This window comes from Kitasatospora sp. DSM 101779 (assembly GCF_025655475.1).
In the GTDB taxonomy this organism is placed as follows: domain Bacteria; phylum Actinomycetota; class Actinomycetes; order Streptomycetales; family Streptomycetaceae; genus Kitasatospora.
In genome coordinates this window covers 1,891,737-1,905,714 of sequence record NZ_JAHTIK010000001.1, presented here as the reverse complement: position 1 = coordinate 1,905,714, position 13,978 = coordinate 1,891,737, and the positions used below count along the sequence as shown (strand labels likewise).

General features: G+C 74.9%; 12 protein-coding genes and 1 pseudogene. 8 read left to right on the top strand and 5 right to left on the bottom strand.

Annotated features, from left to right (window positions below):
* The 6 genes from KSNIM_RS08815 to KSNIM_RS08790 all read left to right on the top strand — a co-directional run.
* Nucleotides 1-965, top strand: a 965-nt coding sequence (locus KSNIM_RS08815) for a BTAD domain-containing putative transcriptional regulator (RefSeq protein ID WP_317634002.1), incomplete at its 5' end; no start/stop codon positions are given.
* Nucleotides 966-1,250: 285 nt separating this feature from the next.
* Nucleotides 1,251-1,625, top strand: a complete 375-nt coding sequence (locus tag KSNIM_RS08810) for a GatB/YqeY domain-containing protein (protein ID WP_317634001.1) — start codon at nucleotides 1,251-1,253, stop codon at nucleotides 1,623-1,625.
* 77 nt (nucleotides 1,626-1,702) lie between these two features.
* The gene (locus KSNIM_RS08805; protein ID WP_263102667.1) at nucleotides 1,703-2,410 is read left to right on the top strand and encodes a hypothetical protein; all 708 of its coding nucleotides are present in this window, start codon (nucleotides 1,703-1,705) and stop codon (nucleotides 2,408-2,410) included.
* Nucleotides 2,411-2,507: 97 nt separating this feature from the next.
* Entirely contained in the window at nucleotides 2,508-3,479 is a 972-nt protein-coding gene (locus KSNIM_RS08800) for a zinc-binding dehydrogenase (RefSeq protein WP_263102666.1), read from the top strand.
* Between the two features lie 82 nt (nucleotides 3,480-3,561).
* On the top strand, nucleotides 3,562-4,605 hold the full coding sequence (locus KSNIM_RS08795) for a S66 peptidase family protein (RefSeq protein WP_263102665.1): 1,044 nt from the start codon (nucleotides 3,562-3,564) through the stop codon (nucleotides 4,603-4,605).
* A gap of 160 nt (nucleotides 4,606-4,765) precedes the next feature.
* Nucleotides 4,766-6,679 carry a hypothetical protein gene (locus tag KSNIM_RS08790; protein ID WP_263102664.1) on the top strand — a complete coding sequence of 638 codons (1,914 nt, stop codon included), beginning with the start codon at nucleotides 4,766-4,768 and terminating at the stop codon, nucleotides 6,677-6,679.
* Between the two features lie 158 nt (nucleotides 6,680-6,837).
* Here the strand turns inward: KSNIM_RS08790 and KSNIM_RS08785 are convergent, their stop codons facing one another.
* The 4 genes from KSNIM_RS08785 to KSNIM_RS08770 all read right to left on the bottom strand — a co-directional run bounded on the left by KSNIM_RS08785 (nucleotide 6,838) and on the right by KSNIM_RS08770 (nucleotide 11,545).
* On the bottom strand, nucleotides 6,838-8,214 hold the full coding sequence (locus KSNIM_RS08785; protein WP_263102663.1) for a S8 family serine peptidase: 1,377 nt from the start codon (nucleotides 8,212-8,214) through the stop codon (nucleotides 6,838-6,840).
* Between the two features lie 193 nt (nucleotides 8,215-8,407).
* Nucleotides 8,408-9,166, bottom strand: a complete 759-nt coding sequence (fabG, locus tag KSNIM_RS08780) for a 3-oxoacyl-ACP reductase FabG (protein WP_263102662.1) — start codon at nucleotides 9,164-9,166, stop codon at nucleotides 8,408-8,410.
* 11 nt (nucleotides 9,167-9,177) lie between these two features.
* The gene (locus tag KSNIM_RS08775) at nucleotides 9,178-10,365 is read right to left on the bottom strand and encodes a thiolase family protein (protein WP_263102661.1); all 1,188 of its coding nucleotides are present in this window, start codon (nucleotides 10,363-10,365) and stop codon (nucleotides 9,178-9,180) included.
* A 31-nt stretch (nucleotides 10,366-10,396) separates the two neighbouring features.
* On the bottom strand, nucleotides 10,397-11,545 hold the full coding sequence (locus KSNIM_RS08770) for an acyl-CoA dehydrogenase family protein (RefSeq protein WP_263102660.1): 1,149 nt from the start codon (nucleotides 11,543-11,545) through the stop codon (nucleotides 10,397-10,399).
* Nucleotides 11,546-11,670: 125 nt separating this feature from the next.
* Here KSNIM_RS08770 and KSNIM_RS08765 point away from each other — a divergent pair, with 125 nt between their 5' ends.
* Nucleotides 11,671-12,309 (top strand): TetR/AcrR family transcriptional regulator, encoded by a 639-nt coding sequence (locus tag KSNIM_RS08765; RefSeq protein WP_263102659.1) that lies wholly within the window; start codon nucleotides 11,671-11,673, stop codon nucleotides 12,307-12,309.
* Between the two features lie 115 nt (nucleotides 12,310-12,424).
* Nucleotides 12,425-12,713: pseudogene (locus KSNIM_RS08760) on the top strand (peptidase S12); the annotation flags it as partial.
* Here the strand turns inward: KSNIM_RS08760 and KSNIM_RS08755 are convergent.
* Nucleotides 12,694-13,920, bottom strand: a complete 1,227-nt coding sequence (locus KSNIM_RS08755) for an aminoglycoside phosphotransferase family protein (protein ID WP_263102658.1) — start codon at nucleotides 13,918-13,920, stop codon at nucleotides 12,694-12,696. The pseudogene KSNIM_RS08760 and the gene KSNIM_RS08755 overlap by 20 nt on opposite strands.
* Nucleotides 13,921-13,978: the final 58 nt, after the last annotated feature.

Here is a 13,978-nt window from a genome sequence, read left to right as displayed (position 1 = left end):
CCACCGGACCGGGCCGCCCGCCGCGGCCCACCCTGCCCCAGCAGACCGACCGGTCCGGGGACCAGGCCCCCGCACCGGAGCCGACGCCGACCCACGACCCGGCACCCGACGTCGCGGCCCCGGCCACCACCTCGCCCCGCGCGGCCGCGGCCCGCACCGACAGCGCCGAACTGCTCGCCATCCTCCGCTCGCCGGAGGCCCACACCAGCCGCACCGCGCCGAGGCTCAGGGTCCTCGGACCGGTCGACGTCACCGGGGCCACCGGCACCACCGAGCCCGCCGCCGTCCCCCGCCTCACCGAACTCGCCGCGCTGATCGCCCTGCGCCCGGGCATCGACCACGCCACCCTGGACCGCGAACTGCACCCCGGCGCGGCCCACCTCGCCGACCTCGCACCCTCCCTCGCCGCGAGCCCGCTACCCGGCAAACTCACCCGCCTCGCCGCCTGGCTGGGCACCTCCGCGGACGGCCGCGCCCACCTGCGCACCGACCAGCCGGACGGCTACACCTTCGCCCCGACCGTCAGCTGCGACTGGGACGAGTTCCGAGGGCTCTACCGCCGCGGCATGCGCTCCACCAGCTCCACCGCCGATGCGGCGCTCGCCCACGCCCTCGCCCTCGTCCGCGGCGCACCGTTCGCCGAGGCCCCGGCCGACGCGTACGGCTGGGCCGAACCGGAACGGCAGGACATGCTCGCCGCGATCGTCGACACCGCGCACGAACTCGCCGTCCGGCGCCTCCAGTACGGCGACCACCGGACCGCGGAGGCCGCCATCTTCCGCGCCCTCGCGGTCGCCCCGGACGTCGAACTCCTGCACCGCGACCTGTTCTACGCGTACGCTTCCGCGGGCGCCCGCGACCAACTCGTGCGCGCCGTCAACCGCCTCGACGCCCTGAGCCGCCGCACCGGCCGCGACCTGGACCCGGACACCGTGGCCCTCCTCCGCGACCTCCTCGCCGCCTGAGAGGGCAAACCGAGGGTCAGCACCCCCGGGACGCGTGGGAGCACCTCCCGGCCGAAGGCTGGGGAGAACTGCGCAACGCGAGGGTGGATGCACCCACTGATTCGGGGTGAGCAGCCAAGTCAGGGGCGCGGGGACTGCGCAATCCGGGAGTGGGCAGCCCGTGAGGTTCGGGGCCGAGCCCTGGTCCGCAAGGCGAGCCGCATCCGGATCGCTCAGTTCCCCGCGCCCCTGGGCCACCCGTGAATTCGGTCGCGGCGGAGGCGGCAGCCCGGTTAGCGTCCGGGAATGACGAGTGAGTCGACGAGTACGGACCTGCCCCTGCGTCCCCGTCTGCGGGCCGCCCTCACGGTGGCCATGAAGGCGCGTGACAAGGTGGCCGTCGATGCCCTGCGGCCCACCCTCGCGGCGCTGGACAACGCCGAGGCGGTGGAGCGCCCCGAGGGCGCCGACCGGCATCTCGCGGTCGAGCTGATCCCGATCGGTGCGGGTGCCGCCGAGGCGCCCCGCCGCGAGCTGACGGAGGAACAGATCGTGGGGATCGTCCGGGCCGAGGCCGCCGAGCGGGCCGAGGCGGCGGAGACGTACGAGCGGGCCGGCCGCCCGGACCGTGCCGAGCGGCTCCGGGCCGAAGCAGCCGTTCTCCTCTCCCACCTCGGCTGATTCCCGGGCCCCGGCCATTGTCAGTGGCGGACGGCAGGATGCGCAGGGAGCAGCCGAGCGCGTCCGGAGGAGCAGCCGTGAGCACCGTGAGCACTGAGAGCAGCGTGGGGTCCGATCGGCCCGTGGAGTTCGTCCCGGCGTGGTGCGCCACCGATCTGGGGGTGCACCGGCCGTGCCGCGGCACCTATGAGTGGTACCCCTTCGAGGGGCTGCCGCCGCTGGCGGCGGGCCGGTTCGACGGGGGGTTCGGCTGGCTGGGCGGGCTGGGGCCGGCCGATCCGGAGCGGGTGGCGCTGCTGGACGGGGTGGCGGCGGCGCTGGCCGGTACGGGCTGTGAGCTGCCCGCCGATTTCGTGGCCCTGCTGACCTCGGCCCGCTGCCACGACGTGCTGGACGAGGTCTCGGTGACGGCCTGTTGGACGGACGTGTCGCAGCCGCTGCCGAGCCCGTTCGAGCCGGGTGCGCGTCTGGTCCGTTTCCTGCGGGACCAGCAGGACTGCGTGTTCTGGTACCTGTACCTGCGTCCCTCGGGGGAGGCGTTCGTGGTGGGATCGCCGCTGGACTTCGCCTGCCTGCCGGAGTGGGAGGAGGCGGAGGGGCCGGCGGACCTGAGTGCCGCGGTCGCCCGGTGTGCCGCGGGTTTCGAGGAGTTCGCCTACCGCTTCTGGGTGGAGAACCGGCTCTGGCAGGCGCTGCAGCACGAGGAGGTGCCGGCCGCGTCCGAGCTCGCCGAGTACCTGGCCCACTACACCGACCGGTACACCGGCCCGATCGCCGCGGTGTGACCCGGGTCGTGCCGTGATCCGGCTCCGCCGCTTGACCTGAAGTCCGCTTCACCCTGCAGGCTGGGGGTGCGGGGTCGGAACGAGCCGGGGAGCGGTCGTGCGTGCGGTGTGGTTGACGGAGTTCGGTGGGCCCGAGGTGCTGGTGGCGGGCGAGGCGCCCGATCCGGTGCCCGGTCCGGGGCAGGTCGTGGTGGACGTCGCGTACGCCAGCACGACCTTCGTCGAGACGCAGTTCCGGGCGAGCGGCCGCGGCCCGTTCGCCGCGGTGCCGCCGCTGGTGCCCGGCAACGGGGTCGGTGGCACGGTGGCGGAGGTCGGCGAGGGGGTGGACGGGGCCCTGCTGGGCCGCCGGGTGGTGACCTCCACCGGCGGTTCCGGCGGCTACGCCGAGCGGGCGCTCGCGGCCGCCGCCGATCTGGTCGCGGTGCCGGAGGGGCTGGCGCTGGACGAGGCGGTCGCGCTGCTCGCGGACGGCCGCACCGCGCTCCTCCAGCTGCGTGCCGGCCGGGTCGGTGCCGGGGACCGGGTGCTGGTCCTCGCGGCCGCCGGCGGCGTCGGCAGCCTGCTGGTGCAGCTGGCCGCGGCCGCGGGTGCGACCGTGGCCGGCGCGGCGGGCGGCCCGGACAAGGCGGCCGTGGCGGCGCGCCTCGGCGCGAAGCTCGCGGTGGACTATCGGGACGCCGGCTGGCCGGAGCTCGTCCGGGCCGGTGCCGGCGGGCTGGACGTCGTCCTCGACGGTGTGGGCGGCGACCTCGCCCGGGACGCCTTCGAACTGCTCGCGCCCGGCGGGCGGATGGTCAGTTACGGCCTGGCCGGCGGCAGCTGGGCGGCGATCCCGCCGGAGACGGCCGCGGCCCGCGGAGTGGAACTCGTCTCACCGGCCCGGCCGGCCCCGGCACTGTTGCGTGAGGTCACCGCCGAGGCGCTCGCCGAGGGTGCGGCCGGCCGGCTCCGACCGGTGATCGGGCAGCGGTTCCCGCTGGAGCGCGCGGCCGAGGCGCACGCCGCGATCGAGTCGCGGGCGACCACCGGCAAGACCCTGCTGGTCGTCCGGGAGCAGCCGAACTGACCGACCGTCATGGCGGCCGGCTCTCGTGCGCGCTGCCGAAATCGGCTTCGGCGCACGGGCGGGTCGAATCTACGATCGGAGCATGACAGCTCCCTTGTACCCGCCCAAGCCGGAGCCCGGCGACCGGGTGGCGATCCTCTCGCCGTCCTCCGGTCTGCCGGCCGTCCTGCCGCTGCCCTTCGACCTCGGTCTGCGCCGCATCGCCGAGGAGTTCGGTCTGAAGCCGGTGGAGTACCCGACCACCCGGCGGACGGGCTGCTCGCCGCAGGAGCGGGCCGCGGACATCCACGCGGCCTTCGCCGACCCGGAGATCAAGGCCGTGATCGCCAGCATCGGCGGCGACGACCAGATCACCGTGCTGCCGTACCTGGACGACGAGCTGATCCGCGCCAACCCGAAGCCGTTCTTCGGGTTCAGCGACAACACCAACCTGCTCACCCACCTCTGGAACCTCGGCATCGTCGGCTACCACGGCGCGTCCGTGATGACCGAGTTCGGCCGACCGGGCGCGCTGCACCCCGTCACCGGGGCCTCGGCGCGCGCCGCGCTCTTCACCTCCGGCCCGTACGAACTGGCCGAGCCCGCGGAGTTCAACGACGTCGACCGGCCCTGGCAGGACCCGGCGACCTTCGAGTCCGAGGCGCAGATGCAGCCCGCCGAGGGCTGGACCTGGCACCGGCCGGACCGGGTGGTCGAGGGGGTCAGCTGGGGCGGCAACCTGGAGATCCTCGGCTGGCTGCTGATGGCCGACCGGGGCATCCGCAGCCCCGAGGCGTACGAGGGCTGCGTGCTCTTCCTGGAGACCTCGGAGGAACTCCCGTCCGGCGAGGAGGTGTTCCGGATCCTGCGCAACATGGGGGAGCGCGGGCTGCTCGCCCGCTTCCCCGCGCTGCTGATGGGCCGGGCGAAGGCATGGTCCTTCGACCGGCCGAACGACGCCGGGCAGCGCGCCGCGCACCGGACGGAGCAGCGCGAGGCGGTGCTGCGCGCGCTGGCGGCGTACGCGCCGGACACCATGGCGGTGTTCGACGTCGACCTCGGCCACACCGACCCTCAGGTGGTGATCCCCTACGGCGGCACCGTCCGGGTGGACGGGCCCGCCCGCCGGATCACCGTGACCTACTGACGGACCGACGGCTCCGCCACCCGCCGGGGGGGTGATCGAAGACCCGGCCTGGAAAGGGCCCGGGATCACCCCGTATGGTGGCGAAATCGTGCGTGGTGGCGGGCATCGCGCAGTCAAGGGCGAGGCCGCGGCGGGCGGCGGGGCGGGGCGGTGACCGGGCGTGGCGGACGTGACAGCGGCCTCCGGCGGCGGCGAGCGGAGACCGTTCGACACGGACACGCCCCCGGGGCCGGCCGGGTACCGGCCCGGCGAGGAGCAGGCCGAGCCGCCCGCTCCCGTGCCGCACACCGGTTGGACGGCCACCATGCCGGCCATCACCCTGCCGCCCGCCCCGCCGCCGCAGCCGCCGGGCCCGGCACCCGTGCCGCCGCCTGCGGCTGCGCCCCTGACCGCTGCGACGGTCCCGCCCGGCCCGGGGCCGACCGGCCAGCCCGCAGCCCCGCAGCTGCGCGGATTCGGCGCCGGCCTGCGCGGCCGGATCCTGGTCGTCGAGGGCGGCTACGGCAGTACCGGTCGCCGGCCCTGGGGCCGTGGCAGCTCGCAGGCGCCGGTGCTGTCCGCGATGCTGGCGGCCGTCTCCCCGCACGTCCTGCTGGCATCGGACGCGGTCGACGCCGTCCACCTCCCCGGTGCCGGTGACCCGCAGACCGTCCTCGCCCACCTGCGCGCCGCCGCCCGGCACCCGGGCCCGCTGCTCGTCCACATCGGCGGGCACCTGGTCACGGACCGGCGCGGCGAGCAGCTCTTCCTGACGCTCCGTGACGCCCGCTCGCACGACACCCTGCCCTGGCACGCCGTGGCCACGGAGCTGCAGCACCGCCCGCAGGAGTGGGACACCCTGGTCGTCGGCGACCTGAGCGCGGACCAGACCGCCTGGCCACTGGTGCAGAGCACCATCTCGCCGCTCACCGACGGCGTGCCGCTGTGGGCCGTGGTCAACCCGGACCCGGACCAGGTCGGCACGTTCACCCGCGCGCTGATCGAGGTGCTGCACGTCGGCGTCCCCGGCGCGGGACCGGTGCTCGCGCCGGAGGAGCTGCGCGGGCAGGTGCACTCGGTGCTCCGGCCGGAGGCCGCCGTCCTGCAGTCGCACGCTCCGGACCGCCCGGTCTTCCGGAACACCTCGCGGCAGATCGGCGACACCTCCACCGAGGCCCGGCTCAACGAGGCACCCCGCCCCTCGGCCGTCCAGCCGAAGCGGCCCGGGGCCCGCCCCGGCCGGCCCCGCCCGGCGGCACCGGCCTCGGCCGCGCCCCGGATCACCCTGGCCAAGGCGCAACAGCAGGCCGTGCCGCGCGGCCCGGTCTCGCTGCTGAAGCCGGGGGTGCCGCCCACGCCGCCGCGCCCGCCCCGCCCGGTGTCGCTGCGCAAGCAGCTGCCCGGCGACCCGCCGGTGCCGCCGCCGCTCTCCACGGAGGCGGCGGCCGAGACGGCCGAACTCGCGCGGACCGCGGTCGTCCCCGACCCGATGGGCGCATCGGCCGAGGAGCCCGGGGCCGCGGCGGGTACGCGCGCGGCCCGGGTCGAGCTCGGCAAGCGGACGGACCGGGTGGAGCTGGGCAAGCGGACGGACCGGGTGGAGCTGGGCAAGCGGACCGAGGCGTCCCCCTCCGCGGAGCCCGCGGCGGAGCCGGCCTCGGACTACCGGGACGCGGTGGGCCGGATCGTCCGGGCCGCCGACGCCGGCGAGCACGACACCGCTGCCGAACTCGCCCTCGCCCTGGAGGAGGAGGCGGTGGCCGTGCACGGCACGGCGGCCCCGGAGGTGCTGCAGGTCCGTCAGGTCCGCGCACACGTCTCCCGGCTGGCGGGCCGTACGGTGCTGGCCGCCGACCTGTACCGGGAGGTGGCCCTGGCGCTGCTCGGCACCGCGGGGGCGGAGGACCCGGAGACCCAGCGGGCGGCCACCAACGCCGAGGCCTGCTGGCGGGCGGTGGCCGATCCGGTCGAGGCGATCCGGATCGCCCCGGAGATCATCGAGCTGCGGGCCCACCTGCCGGGCCCGGACGGCCGCAAGCTGCGGGCCGCCGAACGCTACCTCGCGAAGCTGGCTGCGGCCGCCGCCGAGGGCTGACGTCCGCCGAGGGATGACGTCCGGCGAGGGATGACGTCCGCCGAGGGATGACGTCCGGCGAGGGCTGACGTCCGGCGCGGGTCGGCCACCGGAGGGCCGCGGACGCCGGAGGGCCGCCCCGCCGACAGCGGCGGGACGGCCCGGAGGTGCGGGGCGGGTCAGCGTCCGGCGAGCGCGTGCACGAAACGGGTGCCGTCCACGGTGCCGAGGCCCGAGGCGAGGTCGTAGCCGGGGGCCGCCTGGTAGCCCGTCACCTTGTCCCAGGAGTTGTCGCCCGCGGTGACGTCGGTGATGCCGCTCCACTTGGCGGGCAGCATCGCCAGGCCGTACATCCGCCAGTTGAGCTGGCCGAGGCGGTGCCCGGCGAGCTGGTCGGCGAGGGCGACGACGCCCGAGAAGATCGGAGTGGCCTCGCTGGTGCCGCCGGTGAGGTGCCAGCCGACCCGGGTCGGGTCGTAGGACTCGTACGTCCAGGCCGCGCCGTCGACGGCGGCGCTCATCGAGATGTCCGGGGTGCCGCGGTGGTTGCCGGTCACCTTGGCCACGCCGGCCTGGTACCAGGGGCGCTCGAAGACCCCGGAGACGCCGCCGCCGGCCGCGCCGTAGTCGTCGTGCCAGACCTTGTCGGGGGCGGTGCGGGCGCCCTTGTCGTCCAGGGTGAGCTGGGTGCCGCCGACGGAGGTGACCAGCGGGTCGGCGGACGGCCAGGAGTTGACCTTGTACGGGTACAGGTCGGAGCCGTTCTCCATGGCGTCGGTCGCGCCGTTGTCGCCGGAGGCGGCGAGCACGGTGACGTCCCGGGCGGCGGCCTCCTTGAAGGCGTACCGGAGCTTCTCGATGGACGAGAAGTCGTGCTTGTCGAAGCCGGGGAAGGTGTTCTCGGTGGCGCCGAAGCTCTGCGAGATCACGTCGGCCCGGCCGGCCTTGATGAGCGCCTTCTCGGCGTCCATCATCTCCGGCAGGCCGGTGACGCCCTCGGTCTCGGCGACGCCGGTCTCCACCAGCACGATGTGCGCGTCCGGGGCGATGGCGTGGGCGTACTCGACGTCGAGGGTGGTCTCGCCGGCCCAGCCGGTGTGCTCCTCGTTGGTCGGGTCGAACGGCGGCACGTTGCCCCACTTGACCACCTCGACGTTGGTGTCGGGCAGCCCCCACTGCTTGTCGAAGACCTCCAGGTCGTGCTGGATCGTCGGGGAGCCGAAGGAGTCGACGATGACGATCGTCCGGCCCTTGCCGGTGACGCCCTGCCGGTAGAGCGGGTCGAGGTTGTAGGCGGTGCGGTACTGCAGCGGCGAGTAGCAGTGGATGCCGATCTGTGCGACGCACTCGGCGGTCGATATCGGGGCGGTGCGGCCGGCCGCGCTGATGTGGCCGCTCGACGCGGGCCGGACGTGGACGGCCGGCCCGTGGAAGGCGGACCCGGCGGCCGGCCGGGCGACGGCGGTGCCGCCGGCCAGGGCGGTGGCCCCGACGGCGAGCAGCGCGAGCGCCCGGACGGTGGAGCGGGGACCCGCGGTGACGGGATGCGTGCCCATGGGACTCCTCGGTGGAGGGGTGCCGACCGGTCGGTCGGCACCCCACATCCCACCGGGCCGGGGCCCGTTGATCCATAGTCACCCCGGGGCCGTCGCCATCACCGCGATGGGCCACCGGATCGGGTAAAGACCACCCCCGGATTCGGTAAGCCCGCCCGTTGCCGAGCCGGTGCTGGCGGACGCGTCCCGTCCGTCAGCGGGCGCCGCCGTTGATGTACAGCGTCTGGCCGCTGACGTACGAGGCGTCCTCGCTGGCGAGGAAGGCGACCACCGAGGCGACCTCCTCCGGCTGCCCGACCCGCCGCAGCGGGGTCCGCTCGGCCGCCATCGCCTGGTGGTCCTCGGCGGAGGAGCCGACCCGCTCGGCGGTGGCGGCGGTCATCGCGGTGGCGATGTAGCCGGGGGCGACCGCGTTGACGTTGATGTTGAACGGGCCGAGCTCGATCGCCAGGGTGGCGGTCAGACCCTGGATACCGGCCTTGGCGGCGGCGTAGTTGGCCTGGCCGCGGTTGCCGAGGGCGGAGCGCGAGCTCAGCGAGACGATCTTGCCGTACTTCTGCTTCACCATGTACTTCTGCGCCACGTGGCTGCAGTTGTAGGCGCTGGTGAGGTTGACGGTGAGGACGGCGTCCCAGTCGTTCTTCGCCATCTTGAAGAACAGGTTGTCGCGGGTGATGCCGGCGTTGTTGACCAGGATGTGCAGCGCGCCGAGGTCCTCGACGATCTGCGCGAACACGGCGTCGACCGCGTCGTAGTCGGCCACGTCGCAGCCGTACGCGCGGGCGGTGCCGCCCTTGGCGGTGATCGCGTCGACGGCGGCCTGCGCCCGCTCGGCGGTGAGGTCGACGACGGCCACGGTCGCGCCCTCCTCGGCGAGCCGTGCGGCGGTGGCCGCGCCGATGCCCTGGGCGGCGCCGGTCACCACGGCCACCTTGCCTGCGAATCGCGTCATCTGATGTTCCCTCAGTTCTTCTCGACGAGTACGGCGGTGCCCTGTCCGACACCGACGCACATGGTGGCCAGGCCGCGCCGGGCGCCGGTCCGGCGCATGCGGTGCAGCAGGGTGGTGAGGATGCGGGCGCCGGAGCCGCCCAGCGGGTGGCCGAGCGCGATCGCTCCGCCGCTCGGGTTGACCAGGTCCTGGTCGAAGCCGAGCTCGTTGACGCAGGCGAGGGCCTGGGCGGCGAAGGCCTCGTTGAACTCGGCCTCCTCGACGTCGCCGACCTGCCAGCCGGCCCGGGCCAGCACCTTGCGGGTGGCGGGGACGGGGCCGATGCCCATCACGTCCGGGTGGACGCCGGCCGAGGCGCCGGCCACGTAGCGGCCGAGCGGCTCCAGGCCGAGCCGGCCGAGCGCCTCCTCGGAGACCAGCAGCAGCGCGGCGGCGCCGTCGTTCATCGGCGAGGCGTTGCCCGCGGTGACGGTGCCGCCCGCACGGAAGACCGGCGTGAGGCGGGCCAGCTTCTCGAGGGTGGTGTCCTCGCGGATCGACTCGTCCTCGGAGACGGTCACCCCGTCCGGCCGGACGACGGGCAGCAGCTCGGCGTCGAAGTGGCCGTCCTTGCGGGCGGCGGCGGCCCGCTGGTGGCTGCGCAGCGCGAAGGCGTCCTGCTGTTCGCGGGTGACGCCGTAGCGCGCGGCGACCTCCTCGGCGGTCTCGCCCATGGAGAGGACGCCGTGCAGCTCCTTCATCCGCGGGTTGGTGAGCCGCCAGCCGAGCCGGGTGTCGAAGGTCTCCATCCGGTGCGGCATCGCCTCGTCGGGGCGGGGCAGCACGAAGGGGGCGCGGGTCATCGACTCGCAGCCGCCGGCGACGACGACCTCGGCCTCGCCGGAGCCGATCGTCCGGGCGGCGGCGGTGACGGCCTCCATGCCGGAGGCGCACAGCCGGTTGACGGTGGCGCCGGGGATGCTGTCGGGCAGCCCGGCGAGCAGCACGGCCATCCGGGCGGCGTTGCGGTTGTCCTCGCCGGCCTGGTTGGCGGCGCCCCAGTAGACGTCGTCGATGAGGGCCGGGTCGAGCTGCGGCACGTCGGCCAGCAGACCGGAGAGGACGGCGGCCGACAGGTCGTCAGGCCGGACGGTGGACAGCGCGCCGCGCAGCCGCCCGATCGGGGTGCGGCGGGCGGCGGCGAAGTAGACGGGACGCACTTCGTCGGGCTCCTATCGTGTCTCGTGGACTCTAGAACGCGTTGATGCCGGTCAGGGATCGCCCGATCAGCAGCTTGTGGATCTGGCTGGTGCCCTCGTAGAGGGTCATGACCCGCGCGTCGCGCAGGTACTTGCCGACGGGGTACTCGTCGATGAAGCCGTAGCCGCCGAACACCTGCAGGGCGTTGTTGGCGGCGCGCACCGCCGCCTCGCTGGCGTACAGCTTGGCGGTCGAGGACGCGGTGGCGAAGGGCAGGCCGCGCTCGATCAGGTCGGCGACCTTCCAGGTGAGCAGCCGGGACGCCTCGACGTCGACGGCGATGTCGGCGAGCAGCTCCTGCACCAGCTGGTGGGAGGCGATCGGCTTGCCGAACTGCTCGCGCTCGCCGGCGTACTTCACCGCGGCCTCCAGGCAGGCCCGGGAGATGCCGACGCAGCCGGCCGCGACCGACATCCGGCCCTTGGCGAGCGCGGACATCGCGACCCGGAAGCCCTGGCCCTCGGCGCCGAGCCGGGCGCCGTCCGGCACCCGGACGTTGTCGAACGAGAGCTCGGCGGTGGCCTGGCCGCGCAGTCCGAGCTTGCCGTGGATCGTGCGCCGTTCGAAGCCGGGCAGGCCGGTCTCCACCAGGAAGGCGGTGATGCCGCGGTGGCCGTCCTCGCCGGTGCGGGCGAAGACCAGTGCGACCTTCGCCCAGGTGCCGTTGGTGATGAACGTCTTGCCGCCGGTGATCAGCCAGTCGTCGCCGTCCCGCACGGCCCGGGTGGTCAGATTGGCCGCGTCGGAGCCGGTGCCGGGCTCGGTCAGGGCGAAGCAGCCGAGCACCTCGCCGGAGGTGAGCCGGGGCAGCCAGGCCCGCTTCTGCTCCTCGGTGCCGTACCCGGCGATCGACTTGCCGACCAGGCCGAGCGAGACGGAGACGATGCCGCGCACCGCGGAGTCGCCGCGGCCGAGTTCCTCCAGTGCCAGGCAGTACGCCAGGTGGTCGCCGCCGCTGCCGCCGTACTCCTCGGGGATCGTCAGGCCGAGGAATCCGAGCTTGCCGAGCTTGCCGACGATGTCGCGGTCCACGGACTCGGCGCGGTCCCAGGCGGCCGCGTGCGGCACGATCTCGCGGTCGGTGAAGGCCGCGGCGAGGTCGCGGACGGCGGCCTGCTCCTCGGACAGCTCAAGATTCATGGCGGCGGACACTCCATAAACTAGCAGTGCAAGTTTTAATGGGAGCGTAGCCCCACCGCCCCGCCCGCGGAAGGGGCCGCCTGCAAGAATGTGTGACACCCCACCCGATCGGAGGCCGCGACCGCATGGCCCGCCCGCGCACCCCGCTGCTCAGCCGCGAGCGGATCGTCGACGCCGCGCTCGCCCTGGTCGACGCCGACGGTCTGGACGCGCTTTCCACCCGCCGCCTCGCCACCGAACTCTCGGTCAGCGGACCCTCCCTCTACAACCACTTCGCCACCAAGGACGACCTCCTCGACGCCGTCGTCGACAGCGTGATGGGCGAGGTCGACCTGTCGATGTTCGACGCGCCGGAGGACTGGAGCACCGCCCTGCGCGACTGGGCCCGCAGCTACCGCGCGGCCCTCGCCGCCCACCCCAACGTCGTCCCCGTCCTCGCCCAGGGCCCCGGCCGCCGCCCCAACGCGCTGCGCCTCGCCGACGCAGTCTTCGGCTGCCTCGTCGACGCCGGCTGGCCGCGGGGCCAGGCCACCCGGATCGGCGCCCTGATGCGCTACTTCATCACCGGCTCCGCCCTCGGCTCCTTCGCCGGCGGCTTCCCCGAGGACGCCGCCGTCTACGCCGCCGACTACCCGCACCTCGGCGAGGCCCACCGGCTCGCCGAACACCGCCGCACGATCGACGAGGGCGCCTTCGAGACCGGCCTCGACGCCCTCCTCGACGGCCTCGCCCTGCGGCACCCCTCGGCCGGTCCCAAGCCGTAGGCAGTCGGTCAACCACATACGGGGCGCCGGGAACTGCGCAGTCCGGGAGTGGTGCTGCTGGCGAATCCGGCTCGCCCCTGGTCCGTCGGGTGGCCTGAAGCCCGCCACCCGGCAGCAGCAGACGGCCTGGGTGCCCGGCTCCTCCGAACCCGCCGGGCCCGGCACCAACGCGGCGGGCCTCGCGCTGTTCCGCTACACCACCCGCTGCGGCACCGTGTACGGCCACACCGGCAGCACCGCCGGCTCCACCCAGTTCGCCGCTGCCACCCCCCGACGGCCGCCGCGCCGTGACGGTCTCCGTCACCGAGCAGATCAGCCAGAGCACCCGGCCCGCGCTGCTCGCGCAACTGCGGGCCGTCGAGGAGGACTTCGTCTGCGGACTGCTCAACGGCCCGGGACACTGAGAGCGTCGGCCGCCGCCAGCGCGGCCCGCACCTCCGAGGCCGGATCGCCCTCGTGGTAGATCCGCTCGCTGCGCTCGATCCCGTCCAGGAACTCCTGGTAGCGGACGGCGTAGCCCAGGTGCACCAGCGGCGCCGCGAGCTCCAGCGCCCGCAGCGGGTCCGAGCCCGGGGCCGCCGCCGACCAGGCGGCGGCCCAGACGGCCCGGACGTCCGCCCAGCGCCGCTCGCCCAGGAAGTCCTGCGGCCGCAGCCCGTCGAAGGCCGGATGCCCGAAGAAGGCGTCCGAGAAGTCGACCAGCACCGTGGCGCTGCCGTCCGAACGGTAGTTGCCCGGGTGGAAGTCGCCGTGCACCAGGGTGAGCGGCAGGCCGCAGGCGTCCAGCGCCTCGATGACCGCGGGCAGGGCAGCCAGCAGTGCCCCGGCCCGCCCGTGCTCCTCGGCCGAAAGGTCGTCCAGCCGGGGCAGCAGTTCCCGGGCCTGTTCCAGTACCCGTCGCGGCGAGCGGTCGCGCAGCCCGCGCGCCGCCGGGTCGGCAGTCAGCGCTGCGGCCAGCCCGGCCTGCACGGCGACCGTGCGTCCGATCGCGTCCAGCATGGCGTCCTCCGGCAGCCCCCAGCAGTCCTCGCCCGGCACGTGCTCCAGCAGCAGCCGGCCGGGCGCCGCCGCGATCACCCCCGGCACCAGGGCCGGGTCCAGCGAGGCGACCAGTGCGATCGGCCGGTGTTCGTCCGTGCCGAACGGCGGTGTGGTCTTCAGCCAGGCCGGCCCGTCCGCCGTGGGGATGCGGACCAGGCCCGACAGGTTCCAGCTCTTCACCTGCTCGGCCGGGCCGGTCGCCGGGCGGCCGCGGTCCCGCAGCGCCTCCTCGGCCCAGGCCAGTGCGGCCCGCAGGCCGTCCGCCGTGGCCCAGACCGCCCGCAGCGGGTCCTCCGCCAGCCGGGCGGACCCCTCGTCGAGCACGGCCTCGGGCCGGCGGAGCGCCTCCGCGTGGTATACCACGTGGCCGCCCCGCCCGGCCTCCCCGCCCGTCACGGACACCAGGCGCAGCACCAGCACCGGCACCCCGAGCCGCTGCTCCAGCCCGCGGGCGACCGGACCGACCTCCTGCCACCGCGGATGGTCCACCTCGAACGGCCCGACCTCCCCCAGCGTCTCGCCCTCGAAGGTCACCACTGCCGTCACACTGCGCCGCACACTCTGGTCCACCCGCGCATTGTGACCATCCGTCAGCCCCCCGGCCAGCGATTTTCCCCGCGACCGCCCG